Annotated in this window: 10 protein-coding genes; 5 read left to right on the forward strand and 5 right to left on the reverse strand. The window is 33.9% G+C overall.

Features of this window, described 5'->3' with window-relative positions:
* Window positions 1-129: 129 nt before the first annotated feature.
* Genes acs through FEF17_RS07615 form a run of 5 tightly spaced genes read right to left on the reverse strand, consistent with a single transcriptional unit; the run spans window position 130 to window position 6267 of the window.
* Window positions 130-2058, reverse strand: a complete 1929-nt coding sequence (gene acs, locus FEF17_RS07595; RefSeq protein WP_139001746.1) for an acetate--CoA ligase — start codon at window positions 2056-2058, stop codon at window positions 130-132.
* A gap of 40 nt (window positions 2059-2098) precedes the next feature.
* A complete protein-coding gene (locus FEF17_RS07600; protein ID WP_139001747.1) occupies window positions 2099-3190 on the reverse strand; it encodes an acyltransferase family protein in 1092 nt (363 codons plus the stop codon).
* Window positions 3191-3211: 21 nt separating this feature from the next.
* Window positions 3212-4525 carry a sugar MFS transporter gene (locus FEF17_RS07605; RefSeq protein WP_139001748.1) on the reverse strand — a complete coding sequence of 438 codons (1314 nt, stop codon included), beginning with the start codon at window positions 4523-4525 and terminating at the stop codon, window positions 3212-3214.
* Window positions 4526-4555: 30 nt separating this feature from the next.
* Window positions 4556-5275 carry a LytR/AlgR family response regulator transcription factor gene (locus FEF17_RS07610; RefSeq protein ID WP_139001749.1) on the reverse strand — a complete coding sequence of 240 codons (720 nt, stop codon included), beginning with the start codon at window positions 5273-5275 and terminating at the stop codon, window positions 4556-4558.
* A complete protein-coding gene (locus tag FEF17_RS07615; RefSeq protein ID WP_246046802.1) occupies window positions 5272-6267 on the reverse strand; it encodes a sensor histidine kinase in 996 nt (331 codons plus the stop codon). The genes FEF17_RS07610 and FEF17_RS07615 overlap by 4 nt, the downstream gene beginning before the upstream one ends.
* Window positions 6268-6547: 280 nt before the next feature.
* Between FEF17_RS07615 and FEF17_RS07620 the strand changes: the two genes are divergently transcribed.
* From FEF17_RS07620 to FEF17_RS07640, 5 genes are all read left to right on the forward strand, one after another.
* Window positions 6548-9562 carry a TonB-dependent receptor domain-containing protein gene (locus FEF17_RS07620; RefSeq protein WP_139001750.1) on the forward strand — a complete coding sequence of 1005 codons (3015 nt, stop codon included), beginning with the start codon at window positions 6548-6550 and terminating at the stop codon, window positions 9560-9562.
* 11 nt (window positions 9563-9573) lie between these two features.
* Window positions 9574-11160, forward strand: coding sequence for a RagB/SusD family nutrient uptake outer membrane protein (locus tag FEF17_RS07625; protein WP_139001751.1), 1587 nt, complete (start codon window positions 9574-9576; stop codon window positions 11158-11160).
* A gap of 115 nt (window positions 11161-11275) precedes the next feature.
* On the forward strand, window positions 11276-13201 hold the full coding sequence (nagB, locus tag FEF17_RS07630) for a glucosamine-6-phosphate deaminase (protein WP_139001752.1): 1926 nt from the start codon (window positions 11276-11278) through the stop codon (window positions 13199-13201).
* 7 nt (window positions 13202-13208) lie between these two features.
* On the forward strand, window positions 13209-13634 hold the full coding sequence (locus tag FEF17_RS07635; RefSeq protein ID WP_139001753.1) for a DUF4488 domain-containing protein: 426 nt from the start codon (window positions 13209-13211) through the stop codon (window positions 13632-13634).
* 11 nt (window positions 13635-13645) lie between these two features.
* Entirely contained in the window at window positions 13646-15691 is a 2046-nt protein-coding gene (locus FEF17_RS07640) for a beta-N-acetylhexosaminidase (RefSeq protein ID WP_139001754.1), read from the forward strand.
* Window position 15692 lies beyond the last annotated feature (1 nt).

The following is a 15692-nucleotide window of genomic DNA, read 5'->3' on the forward strand; positions in this document are numbered from 1 at the left end:
TTTGCTAAAGATAAAAATCTAATACTTGTAGTCGTGAAAATTTTCATGACTTAACAAGATTTTTACTTTTATCTGAAATCATATTTTAGCCGAAGGTTCTAATTAACTCGATCAATAAGAATTATGGATTTACCAATTAGTAGTTTCATCGTTTTTATGACCATCAATGATACTTTGCACAACTTCAGGATTTAATAAGGTACTCGTATCTCCTAAATTACTGGTGTCGTTATGTGCAATTTTACGAAGAATACGTCTCATAATTTTTCCAGATCGCGTTTTAGGCAAGCCTTCAGTAAATTGAATTTTATCCAATTTCGCGATAGGACCAATATGCTCGGTAATAATTTGATTAATCTCTTTCCGTAAATTATTATGTTTTCTGGTTTCACCAACATCTTTTAGTATTACGTAACCATACAAAGCATTACCCTTAACATCGTGAGGAAAGCCTACAATAGCAGATTCAGCAACCGCTGGATGCTCGTTGACAGCATCTTCAATTGGCGCAGTTCCTAAATTATGACCTGAGACTATAATAACATCGTCAACACGTCCCGTTATTCGGTAATAACCTACTTCATCTCTTAATGCTCCATCGCCTGTAAAATATTTGTTTTCGAAAGCAGAAAAGTAAGTGTCTTTATAACGTTGGTGATTACCCCATATGGTTCTTGCCATACTAGGCCATGGGAATTTTACGCATAATCGACCACTAACTTGATTGCCTTTTATTTCTTCTCCTTGTTCATCCATTAACGCAGGTTGAATACCAATAAAAGGAAGGGTTGCGTAAGTGGGTTTTGTAGGTGTTACAAAAGGTATTGGAGTAATCATGATGCCGCCTGTTTCGGTCTGCCACCAAGTATCTACAATCGGGCTTTTCTTTTTGCCAATATTGTCGTTATACCAATGCCACGCCTCTTCGTTAATAGGCTCACCAACAGAGCCTAAAACTTTAAGTGAAGACAAATCGTGTTTTTCAACAACTTCTAAACCTTGTTTTGCCAATGCTCTAATAGCGGTTGGTGCTGTATAAAACTGATTGATTTTATGTTTTTCAACAATTTCCCAGAAACGCCCAAAATCAGGATAACTAGGCACTCCCTCAAACATAACCGTAGTAGCACCATTAGCTAATGGTCCGTAAACTATATAGCTATGTCCTGTTATCCAGCCAATATCTGCGGTACACCAATAAATATCGTCTTCTTTATATTGAAACACATTCTTAAAGGTATACGCCGTATAAACCATATATCCTGCAGTGGTATGGACCATGCCTTTAGGTTTTCCAGTAGACCCAGATGTGTATAAAATAAAAAGAGGGTCTTCAGCATCCATAATTTCTGCTTCACAAATATCTGAACCTTCATCTAGTAAAGGCTGCAACCAATGGTCACGTCCTTCAACCATATTTATTTCAGATTGAATACGTTTTGCTACCAACACAGAGTTTACATTAGGACAACTATCTAATGCTTCGTCAACGATTCCTTTTAGATTGATGGTTTTAGCACCGCGATAAGAACCATCGCTAGTAATGACCATTTTGCAATCGCTATCATTTATTCTTGTGGAAAGTGCCGTAGCTGAAAATCCCGCAAAAACAACTGAATGAATAGCTCCAATACGTGCACATGCCAAAACAGATATTGCCAATTCTGGAATCATCGGTAGGTAAATACAAACCCGATCCCCTTTTTTAATGCCTTGGTTTTTTAACACATTTGCAAATCTATTAACGCGCTTGCTTAGTTGATTGTAAGTGATATGTTCAGAAGGCTCTTTAGGGTTGTTTGGTTCAAAAAGTATGGCGGTCTTGTTACCACGAGTAGTTAAATGTCTGTCAATACAGTTTTCTGTAATGTTTAATTTTGCACCCTCGAACCACTTTATTTCTGGTTTAGAGAAATCCCAGCTTAGAATGTTGTTCCATTTATTTTGCCACATAAAATGTTCTTCGGCAATTTCTTCCCAAAAATTCTCTGGTTCTCGAATGGATTTTCGATAAACTTGGTAGTATTCTTCTAAGTGTTTTATGTGATAGTTGCTCATGGTGAATTATGATTAATTGTAGGTTGAATAATTTCAACGCTCAAACTTTGATAAATATATTTTTTTTGAAAAGAATGTATGCTAAAATAACATAAAAAAAGACTACCGATACTGCATATAAAAGGGACGACATTTCTAATGATAAAAATGAATTTATAAAAATAGATTTATATAAGTATGAATGAAGATTATAAGATTCGTTCACTTTTATTAAATACATGCATTTACTTATCAAAATGGACATGAAATATAAAGTAATAGCATTCATTCCAACATATTTGAAAATTGTACCGAATTGAAGTTTTTTAACGTCAATTAAGTAGAAAATAATTCCTAATACTAACGTTGCCCATCCACATGTGACGAGAACAAAACTACTGGTCCAAATAGTTTTATTTATAGGAAACCAAATGCTAAATATATAACCAGAGATTAGAAAAGCAATTGCAACCATAAAAAGCTTGTAAACATGCTTTAATCCATCTAACAGTTTGCCAATTAAAATCCCAAAAACGCATGAAGAAATAGCAGGCAATGTGCTCAAAATACCTTCGGGATCATAATCTGGTTGCCACATATGTTTTCCCAAAATATTTAAATCGATATAGTTAGCCCAGTTATTTGGAGCTCGGCTAAAGGTTGGTGAAATACCATTAGTATTCGGGAATGGGAAAAATCCTAAGAATAACCAATAACCAATTAAGATAAAAAAAGATAGGGCTAAAAGAGTTTTCCAGCTATAATTTAGATATAAGCTTGCAGAAATTAAAAAGACAATGCCTATACGTTGAAGTACACCTGGAATTCTAAAAGTTTCTAAACTCTCTACAAAAGGAAAATATGGTAAAAATAGATTTATAAAAAGCCCTAGTCCAATAAGTTTTAAACTCCGGTTAATTATTTTTTTATAGGTTGTATAAGTCGCTTTTTTATTTTTATAAGCAAAGTAAATAGAAATGCCTACTATGAATAAAAAGAAAGGAAAAATTATGTCTGTTGGTGTTAATCCATGCCACTTGGCATGACTTAAAGGGGCATACACATAACCCCAATCTCCAGGTGTATTAACCAGAATCATTGCGATGATTGTGAATCCTCGTAATATATCTACTGATGCAACCCGTTGTTTCAAAATATTATTAGTGCTGATTAATTACTTTTTTAAACCAATTTTATGTCCCCAAAAAGCATAGTATAGTATTATGATATAACAAGGTAATAGAATCCAATAACCGTTTGATGCTGCTTCAGCTGTAGCTGAAACTTCTTCTATTCCACTTGATATTAGAGCTTCCTTTCTATGATCCACAATGGCACCATATAGTGGAGGTATAATTGCACCACCAGAAATGGCCATAATCAATAATGCTGATGCTGTTTTCGTAAATTTCCCTAACCCCGTTAAAGCTAAAGGCCATATTGCTGGCCAGACCAATGCATTGGCTATACCTAAAGCAGCTACAAAAAGTACAGAGGTAAACCCTGATGAAAATACAATACAGAATGAAAGTGCAATTCCTAAGATTGCGCTAGCTCTTAAAGCTAATGATTGGCTAACGTATTTTGGTATTAAAAAGACACCTAAAGCATAAGTAGCTACCATCGCCATTAATGTAAAGAGAGTGAAAAACTTGGCTTGTTCAACGGGTATATTAAGAGATATACCATAAGAAATTATGGTGTCTCCTGCAATCACTTCGACACCTACATAAACGAATAAAGCTATAACCCCCAACCATAAATGTGGAAATTGAAAAATGCTTGTTTTGGCCGTTTTGCTAGTGGAGGATTCTTCTGATAAATCTGCTTCAACATGAGGTAAAGGGGCTTTTCTAATTAATAGACCAAGTAAAAACAATACTACTGCCATAACTATATATGGAGTTACAACACTATCCGCCATTGTGTTTAATAAATTAGCTTTTTCAGATGCATCAACGGTACCTAAAGTTTCTTTCATTTCATCAATACCTGATAGTAAAATAGCTCCAAAAATTACTGAACCTAACCCACCAGCAACCTTATTTGCTATTCCCATAATTGCGATACGTTTAGCACCACTCTCAATGGGGCCTAAAATAGTGATGTAAGGGTTAGATGCCGTTTGCAGTAAAGTCATTCCGGCTCCTTGAATAAAAATTCCAGTTAAAAACACCCAATAGGTTCTGGCTTCGGCTGCTGGGATAAAGACTAGTGCACCTAATCCCATTACTATTAACCCTAAAGACATACTTCTTCTATATCCTAATTTATTAATAATGTAAGAGGCTGGTAAGGCCATGACTACAAAAGAAATATATGATGCAGAGGCCACTAAATAGGACTGAGCATCTGTTAATTCGTTAATAGTTTTCATAAATGGTATAAGAGCTCCATTAATCCAGGTTACGAATCCGAAAATGAAAAACAATCCGGCAATGATTAAAATGGGAACTAAAGTGTTATTGTTTTCTTTATTATTAGACATGATTATTTTTGGAATTAATTATGGTTATAGTTAGTTTTTGTCGTCATTAATATTAAAAATGCGTTCTTTGGTTTGCTTAACATAATTTCGGCCAATAGGAATTTTTCTGTTGGATATTTCAACCGTATTTCCATCTAAAGCAATGACCTTATTTATTGAAATGGTATATGACCGGTGAATACGCATAAAATTAGATTGAGGCAATTCTTCTGTCATTGCAGATAAAGATTTATGCACGACATAATCACCTAAGTTTGTGATAACTTTAATATAGTCTTTAAGACTTTCTATATATAAAATATCATTAAGGTTCACTTTGATGAGCTTTTTGTTTACCTTTAGAAAAATATGAGGTTCTTGTTGTAAAGAAGCATCAGTAGTGGCACTAGAAACATAAACTTGCTGATATATTTTATTGACTGTTTTTAAAAATCGATTAAACGGAATGGGTTTTACCAAATAATCTAAAACATCTAACTCAAAACTCTTAACGGCATACTCTCTATAGGCTGTAGTTATAACAATTAAAGGCTTATAACTAAGATTTTCAATAAACGAAAAACCCGTCATCTGCGGCATGTTAATGTCTAAAAAGATGACGTCAATCTTTTCCTGTTCTAATACCCTATATGCTTTTAAAGGGTTGTTGAACGTTTCTACAATTTCAATATGATCAAAATTCTTTAAATGATTTTCAATCACAGTAATTGCTAATGGTTCGTCGTCTATAATAAGGCACTTTATCTTCATGACTGTACCGGTATTTTTAAAAATAAATTGTAGATATCTCCATCTTTTTTAGATTCTAAAGCATAATTGTTTGAAAACAACAAACTCAATCGTCTTTTTGCGTTTTCATTGCCAATACCATGTTTAAGAGCTCTAGCTGTGTTTGGGTTAAAATTGTTGCTTAAATTAAATTCTAAATAACCATTTAACAGGTTAAAACTCATCTTTATTTTCAACTTATCGTTCTCTTTCAATCCATGTTTAAAACAGTTTTCAATAAAAGAAAGTAATAACAAAGGTGGCACATAAACATCTTCTATATTTCCGGTAATATCCATTTCAGATTCTATTCTATCTTTAAATCTAAGTCTTTCAATATCAATAAAGTTATTTATATGGTTAATTTCTTGCAACAAGCTGGCTTTAGAACTTTTTACTTCATACAAAATATACTGCATCATATCTGATAATTTTATAACTAGCCGCGGCGCATTATCAGATTTTTCAAGAGTTAATGCATACAAATTGTTTAATGTGTTAAAAAAAAAGTGTGGTTGAATCTGGGTTCGTAAGAACTTCAATTCTGTACTCATTTGAAGTTTTGCCAAGTCTTCATTCCGTTTCTTTTCAATAGACCAATCAATTACCAACTTTATGGCTGTAACAAATCCAATAACATATAGTTCACCTAAAACAACAGCTATAATATGATTTAACTCCATAAATTTAGTTGGGTCTTCTGCCTCTGGCCATATGTCTTTAGTTACTAAAAGATAGTTAAGTCCAGTTCTAATTAAATACACTAACAAGAGCATGAATGCCAAGGAGAATATATATGTTCTGTATTTTTTTCTTAGAATAAATTTAGGAATGAGATAATAGATGTTTATGTATACTATTATTATATGAATAGGGAATTCAACTAAATTAGATTTTAAGGAGTACCAATAATCATCAAAATAACTACCCCATCTTACAAAGTTAAATGTAAAGTATCCTAACCAGAATATCACATGATATCTGATTGGAATGGTGTTATTTATTTTTTTACTGAATATTGAAATGATTTTTAAAATTTAAGGTTTTTTTTAAATAAAACTTATAAATGCTAGGCAATTTTAGTCATATAATCACTAATTAACAATTAAATTGATAATTGTTTATTTATTGAAAATCGCTTATCGAATTTGGAATGTTGTCTATGTGCAAAACTGTGTCGTTCGTATAAATTTTTTTAAAAATATTTTCAATCTAAATAGTTTAGCTCAACTTTAAAACTAAATAAACAAAATTATGAAACAAAACTTACGTAGACTTTTCTTGTTTTCTTTCTTACTATTTCTAGGGAGCTGGACCTTTGCTCAAGAAAAAGAAATTTCAGGAAATGTAACTTCAAAAGAAGATGGTATTCCACTACCTGGGGTGAATGTCATTGTGCAAGGGACGACTAACGGGGCCCAAACAGATTTTGACGGAAACTATTCAATCACTGCTAATATTGGTGATGTTTTGGTATTCTCTTACGTCGGAATGACAACTGCAGAGGTAACCGTTGCTGATTCTAGCACAATTAATGTACAACTTGAAGAAGATGCTCAACAACTTAAAGAAGTTGTGGTAACAGCATTAGGGATTAAAAAGACCAGAAAATCTTTAACATATGCTGCTCAAGACATTAATGCAGATGAATTGAACAAGGCAAAACAAACTAACCCAATTAATAGTTTATCAGGTAAAGTGTCTGGGGTATCAATAACAAGAAGTTCATCAGGTGTTGGTGGTTCTGTTAAAGTAACCCTGCGTGGTAACTCTTCTATAGGAAACAATCAGCCGCTTTATGTTGTTGATGGTGTACCATTGTCTAACCCTTCGGCAAGTCAGCCAGGTGATACATTTGGTGATATTAACGGAGGTAACCGTGATGGTGGTGATGCTTTATCATTAATAAATCCAGATGACATAGAATCTTTAACTGTGCTTAAAGGTGCTTCGGCATCAGCATTATATGGTAGCGCCGGTTTAAATGGTGTTATTTTAATAACTACTAAAAAAGGGCGTTCAGGAAGCTTTAAAGTTGATTTCTCTTCAAACTTAACAGTTGAAAGTGCAGCTTATACCATGGATTTTAGTGATGCTACACAAGATAATATTGATGACTTTTTAGATACAGGAGTTACAAACATTAACTCATTATCTATTTCTGGCGGTACAGACACGGCTCAAACCTATTTCTCTTATAGTAATTCATTTGCTTCTGGTATTTTGCCAACAAATAATTTAAAACAACACACTTTTAATATTAGGGAAACAGCACAATTGTTTAATGATAGGTTAAATATTAATGCTAGTGTAATGGCATCTACTCAAAGTATTAAAAACAGACCTATCTCAGGATTATACTTCAACCCATTAGTTGGAGCCTATGCTTTTGATTCTGGAAGCGAGCGTTTATCTAATTATGCTGATTTTGAATCTTTTGAACCGAATAGAAACATTATGGCTCAAAGATGGTTTAGAGGGACTTCAGATATTGAGCAAAATCCTTACTGGATTATCAACCGTAATGCTTCCGAAGATACTAACAAAAAATTAGTAGCTTCTTTAAACTTAAACTTTAAAGTTAATGATTGGTTATCACTACAAACCAGAGGAACTTATGATCAATCTTTATTCAGTTTCGAAAGAAAAATACATGCTACTACAGAGGCTACTTTAGCACCTGCGAATGGTAGATATATAGTTTTTGAAAATGATTATACGCAGTTATACGGTGATTTTATTGCAAATATCAACACTAATATAAACGAAACAACATCTGTTACCGCTATATTAGGAACAAGTACAACGCGTACAACCACAGAAAATTTTAATGCAGATTCTGGAACTAACGGTGGTTTACAATTTGCCAATGTATTTGCTTACCAAAACTTTAATGGAAATCCGTCAGTAAACTTTACTCAAAATTCATACGAAACTAGAGTAAACTCTGTTTTTGCAAGTGCAACTATAGGATTTAACGATAAAATATATGTAGATCTAACAGCAAGAAATGATTGGACTTCCACATTACCAGCTGAAAATAATTCTTTCTTTTACCCATCAGTTGGTGTGACAGGAGTTTTAAGCGAATTAATTGAACTACCCGAAAGTGTATCATTCGCAAAGGTTAGAGCTTCTTATGCAGAAGTTGGTAATGGATTTGGTGCAGATTTAATTTCACCTAATAACAGCATCATTTTTGGTGGTGGAGGTGTAAATCCAACAGATCCTATTAGGCCATTCCCTGGTTCTACACCAAAACCAGAAAGACAAAAATCTTTTGAAATAGGTACAGAATGGAGATTCAACAATAACCGTTTAGGATTTGATATTGGGTATTACAACACTAAAACGGTTGACCAATATTACGCATTCTCTACTTCGGTATCTATTATTGGAGCACCTCAAGCAAATTTAAACTCTGGCGAAATACTTAATAAAGGTATTGAGGCTTCGGTATTTGCTATCCCAATTCAGAAAGATGATTTTAAATGGACTACAAACGTGAACTTTGCAGCCAATAAGAATGAAATTGTTAGAATCTATAACGGTCAACAATTAGAAGGTTTAATAGAACCTGAATTCTTTACATTATCTGGTAAAGGCGTAAATACTTTTGGTTCTTATTTAGTTGAAGGTGGGTCATTTGGAGATATTTATGCTCAAGTTGTAAGAAGAAATGCTGACGGGTTACCAATTATTGAGGGTGATGCTGTAATTGCAAATGATGATAACACAGTTGATGGACTTACCAAAGTGGGTAATGCTAATCCAGACTTTACTTTAGGTTGGAACAACTCATTCAGAATTAAAAACTTTACAGTAGATTTCTTAATAGACGGGAAATTTGGTGGAGAAACAATGAGTATGACAGAGGCTATTGTTGAAGGTTTCAGTAATAACTCCGCAAGAGAAACAAATAATGGATCTGTAAATGTTCAAGTTGATGGTTCAGCAACAACAATATCCGCTCAAGAATATTACGGTAAAGTTGGTGGAAGAAACGGTTTTACTGGAGAGTATATTTACAGTGCAACAAATGTTAGATTAGCAGAATTTGCCTTAGGTTACAACTTTAATCTTGGTGAGGACTCACTATTCAAAAGTGTAAAAGCTTCTTTAGTAGGGAACAACTTGTTTTTCTTCCATAAAGATGCACCACACGATCCTAACTTGTCATTAAGCACAGGAAATGCATTACAAGGTGTTGACGTTTTAGGACTTCCATCATCTAGAAGCATAGGTCTAAATCTGAATGTAACATTCTAAAAAAGAACACAATGAAAAGAATAAATAAAATAATAGCATGTTTAGTTGTTTTAGGTCTAATTAACACTTCGTGTAGTGATTTAGAAGAATTTAACGACAACGATAGAAACATATCACAAGATCAGTTGGAAGTAGATTTTCAACATGTAGGGTCTAAATACAAACCAATTTTTGAGAGTATTTATCAGTATACTCCAGCTTGGTCGTACCAATTACAACAAAACTTGAATGCTGATGTGTACTCAGGATATATGACAAATCCACGTCCGTTTGTTGCAGGTGCCAACAATACAACTTATAGTTTAGTAAGCGGATGGAATAACTTCATCTGGTCAGTGCCTTATTCTAATGTTATGAATAATGTGCAATCTATAAGTGAATTAACCGAAGGTGAATTTCCAACATTACATGCTGTAGCATTAATTCTTAAAGTAGAAGCAATGCATAGAGTGTCTGATGTTTTTGGACCGATAGTTTACACAAACTTTGGAGATTTATCAAATGCTGGTGTATATGACTCTCAACAAGAAGCCTATAACGCATTTTTTACGGATCTTGACACAGCAGTTGCAAACTTAATGGCAGATATTGATAGCCCACGTTTTACGGCTTTCGATTTATCATACGGGGGTGATTATACGCAATGGGTAAAACTGGCTAACTCTTTAAGATTAAGATTGGCAATCCGTATCTCTAAAGCTGATCCTTCTAAAGCTAAAACTGAAGGTGAAAAAGCATTATCACAATCATTGGGATTATTAGCTGGTAATGATGATAACTTCAATGTAAACAGTGCGTTAGATCACCCAATTTCAATTATTGATAATTCTTGGGGAGACATTAGAATGAATGCTTCAATGGAGTCTATCCTTACTGGATATAGCGATGGCAGAGCTGAAAGCTATTTTGATGCACCAACAAGCGTGGCAGGAACTGTAAAAGGAGTGCGTGGCGGATTACCATTACTTCCTGGTTATGCAGATGAATTAGAGCAAAAAGCTGATTATATAGGTTTCTCTGCTATAAATGATGGTGTGCATACTTCAACAGTTCAGTTGATGACAAGTGCTGAAGTTTATTTCTTAAAAGCAGAGGCTGCTTTAAGAGGATGGACAGGTGCCGGTAATGCTCAAAATAATTACGAAATGGGTATCCAAACATCATTTGATCAACATGGTGTAGGCGGTGCTGCAGCTTATATTGCAGACAACGCTTCAGTACCAGCAGATTATGTTGATCCTGTTAATGCAGCCAATAGTATTGCAGCATTAAGTACTGCAACTATTGCTTGGAATGATGCAGATGATAATGAAACCAAATTAGAAAAGATTATCACTCAAAAATGGATTGCTATGTTCCCAGAAGGTCAAGAAGCTTGGTCAGAATTTAGAAGAACGGGATACCCTAAGATTTTCCCAGTAGTAAGTAACCAAAGTGGAGGTTTAGTAGATACCGATATTCAAATACGAAGAATACCTTTTGTAGATAGCGAACTGTCTACAAACCCTGGTGGTGTTGCAGATGCCGTTAATAAACTTGGTGGTGCAGATAATGCGGGCACACGATTATGGTGGGATACTGGAGGCTCAAATTTTTAATAACGAATAAAAATCAGTATTATAGTATTGAGTTAGTTTAGTTTGTTTGATTAGCGAATGGAAAAATGACTTTTTCCGTTCGCTTCATCAAAAATGAATAACAAGAAATAGTAAAATGGTGAAAATTGAAAATCATAAAAATATAGCTTATACTGAAGCTGGGACTTTTGAAGAGACACGTTTTGAAAAAGTACATAACGTTATTTTCAAAGATTCTGCTGAACCTTCGATTCTTGTCGCTCAAGAAATCGCTGCATTAATCAAGGAAAAAGCTTCAAACAATAAATCATGTGTTCTTGGTTTAGCCACTGGTTCTTCTCCAATTAAAGTTTATGAAGAGTTAGTTCGAATGCATAAAGAGGAAGGTCTGAGTTTTGCAAATGTCATTACTTTTAATCTTGATGAATATTATCCAATGGATAAAAATAATATTCAAAGTTATTTTTATTTCATGCATGAGCATCTTTTTAATCATGTCGATATTTTACCTGAAAATATCAATATTCCCGATGGGAAAGTTAGTCCCGAAAATCTTTATCAGTATTGCATAGATTATGAAATGAAAATTAAGGCTGTTGGAGGATTAGATTTTCAACTATTAGGTATTGGTAGAACAGGACATATCGGGTTTAATGAACCAGGATCCCATTTAAACTCAAGAACAAGAAGCATTACCTTGGACCATATTACACGTGTTGATGCAGCTCCAGCATTTTTAGGTATAGATAGCGTGCCGAGAAAGGCTATAACCATGGGGATTGGAACGGTGTTAAGTGCAAAGCGCATTATTCTTCTCGCTTGGGGAGCTAATAAATCTGAGGTTTTAAAAGAAACTATTGAAGGCGATATTTCCTCTGAAGTACCCGCAACTTATTTGCAAAATCATAATAATACAACCTTTATATTGGATGAAGGTGCAGCGTCTAAACTAACAAGAGTAAAAACGCCTTGGCTAGTTACAGCATGTATTTGGGATGAACCATTAAAACTTAAAGCCGTAGTTTGGCTTTCAGAGCTTTTAGGAAAACCAATTTTGAAGTTAACGGATTCCGATTATAATAATAATGGTATGTCTGGATTGCTAACTGAAGAAGGGACTGCATACAATTTGAATATTAAAATGTTCAATAAACTACAGCATACAATTACAGGTTGGCCTGGAGGTAAGCCTAATGCAGACGATACAAATCGTCCGGAAAGAGCAACTCCAGAGAAAAAGCGAGTTATTATTTTTAGTCCACATCCAGATGATGATGTTATTTCCATGGGAGGTACATTTGATCGGTTAGTGGAACAAGGTCATGAGGTTCATGTTGCTTATCAAACTTCGGGCAACATTGCGGTATCAGACGAGGAAGCTCTGAAATTTGCTGAAATAACTCAGGCATTATGTCCAGATTGCGATGAAACGCAGAGTATTATTAATTTTCTGAAAATCAAAACAGATAATGATATTGATTCTGAGGAAGTTCGAAAACTTAAAGGTTTAATTCGAAGAAGTGAATCTATCGCTGCAACGAGATACTTAGGTTTAAGCGATGACAATGTTCATTTTTTAGATTTGCCTTTTTATGAAACAGGAACCATAAAGAAAAAAAACATTGGAAGTGAAGATGTGCACATTATGAAGGCTATAATTCAAGATGTAAAGCCACATCAAATTTTTGCAGCAGGCGATTTAGCAGACCCTCACGGTACGCATAAAGTTTGTTTAGATGCATTATTTCTTGCTATAGAGGATTTAAAACAAGACGATTTTATGAAAGATTGCTGGGTTTGGTTATACCGAGGGGCATGGCATGAATGGGAATCATATCAAATTGAAATGGCTGTCCCTATGAGTCCAGATCAGGTTCTTAAAAAGCGTCATGCTATTTTCTATCACCAATCTCAAAAAGATGGGGTTATGTTTCAAGGAGGCGATTCTAGAGAATTTTGGGTACGTGCGGAGGATAGAAATAGGCTAACAGCTAAAAAGTATAACGATTTGGGCTTAACAGATTATGCAGCTATAGAAGCCTTTAAACGTTATCACTTTTAAACTATAGATGAGAGTATTAGCCATTCTTTTATTATTCTTTTTATTGTTAAGTTGTTCGAAACGACAAAACACAAACGCATTAATTGGGACTTGGAAAATGGTCTATGCCGAAACTTTAGAAAATGATTCTTTAGTAGTTAAAGACTTGTCGAATACAGAATTTATAAAGATTATAAACCAAGATCATTTTGCTTTTTTTAACCAGCAAAAAGAATCAGAAAATCGTTTTTATAGTGGTGGAGGAAGTTATTTACTTAATGGAAATAATTACTATGAAACCTTAAGCTATATTTCTAAGGTAAATTTGAGAGGTCATGTCTTTCCATTTCATATTGAATTTCGAGGTGATACTTTAATTCAATCAGGAATTGAAAAAGTTGAAAAAGCTAATATTAACAGAAAAATTACTGAAAAGTATATCAAAATGCGTTAACAATTTAAACCATGAAAAAAATCATACTGTTTCTTTTTATTTTAAACTGCTCAATTAATGTTATTGGTCAAAATGAGCTCATGAAACAATATGATTTAATGCCGTGGCCTAAAGAAATTACAGAAAACTCTGCTAAGTTTATTATTAATAGCGACGTTACGATCTCAATAAATGCTAATGATGAAAAGCATAGAGTTCGTAATGCCGCTATTAGTTTTTTAAGAAGAATAAGTAATCGCACTGGGGTGTTTTTAGAACAAGGGTTTCCCTTAGAAAAGAGTAAGGCAAATGTCACAATCGTATTTGATGAGGTAGCTGAACTTAATATTCATACAGATGAAGCTTACACTTTAGTTATTAATGACTCATCTATTAGCATTAATTCAAGAACTGATGTTGGAGCAATTCGAGGTTTGGCTACGTTATTGCAACTAACACAAAATGACATAACTCAGTATTACTTTCCAGGAATAACAATAAAGGACGAGCCTCGATTTGTTTGGCGAGGCTTAATGATAGATGTGGCAAGACATTTTCAACCTATTAATGTGTTAAAGCGAAATCTTGAAGCTATGGCTTCGGTAAAAATGAATGTATTTCATTGGCATTTAACCGATGATCAAGGTTTTAGGATAGAATCAAAAATTTATCCTCGACTTCAAGAATTTGCTTCAGATGGGCAGTACTATACTCACGAACAAATAAAAGATATCGTAACATATGCAGATAATTTGGGTATTCGCGTAATTCCTGAAATTGATGTTCCAGGACATGCATCAGCATTATTAGCAGCATATCCTGAAATAGGAAGCAAAGACGGTTTTGAGTATGCTGTTGAAAGAAATTCAGGAATTTTTGATCCCACCTTAGATCCTACTAATGAAAAGACTTACCAGTTTTTAGAAAATTTATTTTCTGAAATTACACCATTATTTCCTGATGATTACTTTCATATAGGAGGTGATGAGAATGAAGGTAAGCATTGGAATGAGAATCAAAGAATTCAAAGTTTTAAAAAAGAGTATGATTTAAAAACTAACCATGACTTGCAGACTTATTTCAATATTAGGTTGGAAAAAATATTGAATAAACTTGATAAAAAATTAATGGGGTGGGACGAAATAATGACACCAAATATGCCTACAACAGCTGTTATTCATTCATGGAGAGGTGAAAATGAGGGTCTACAAAATGGTGGATCATTAATTGAAGCGGCAAAGCACGGTTATCAGACCGTATTATCCAATGGTTATTATATTGATAGAATGCTTTCCGTTAAACATCATTACAGTGTTGATCCAATTGGAAATATTAAATTATCGGATACTGAGCGTGCTAACATTCTTGGAGGAGAAACTACAATGTGGAGTGAGTTAGTAACGCCTTTAACCATCGATTCGAGAATATGGCCTAGAACAGCTGCTATTGCTGAGCGGTTTTGGTCACCTCAAGCCATTAATAATATTAATGCGATGAAAAAGCGTCTCAAAAAGATATCTTTTAATTTGGAAGAGTTAGGAATAACTCACATTAAGAATAGAGATGTTATATTGAGGAATATAACTGATAATCAAGACATAGCTTCGTTAGAAATCTTATCTAAAATTTGCGAGCCATTGAAGATTTATCAACGGAATGAAGATGGTGTCGAATATAAAACTTTCTCACCTTTTAGTTTATTTGCAGATGCTTGTGTTGTTGATGCCGAAGATGCAGAAGGCTATAGTGATTTGGTTTCCAAATTTATTAATCAACCTGATTATTCATTCGCACTTCAAGAACAATTAATTCGTTGGGCTAGGAACCATGACGCATTCTCAAAGCTTAAAATGAATCCTAAATTAGCTCATCTTGAAAGTCTGTCTCAAAGCTTGTCAAGTTCTTCTCAAATACTCTTAAGTTCAATAGATTCTAAGTCGTTGACAATGGATGAGCTTCGAGATTTAAATAATCACTTAAAGGTCTTAGAAAAACCGCATGCCGATGTTGAAGTGGTAATTATCAATTCCTTGAGATTGCTATCAGAGTTTTGTAAAACGAATTATTTAGAAGATTAAA

This window comes from Hyunsoonleella aestuarii, assembly GCF_006148925.1.
GTDB classification, from domain to species: domain Bacteria; phylum Bacteroidota; class Bacteroidia; order Flavobacteriales; family Flavobacteriaceae; genus Algibacter_D; species Algibacter_D aestuarii.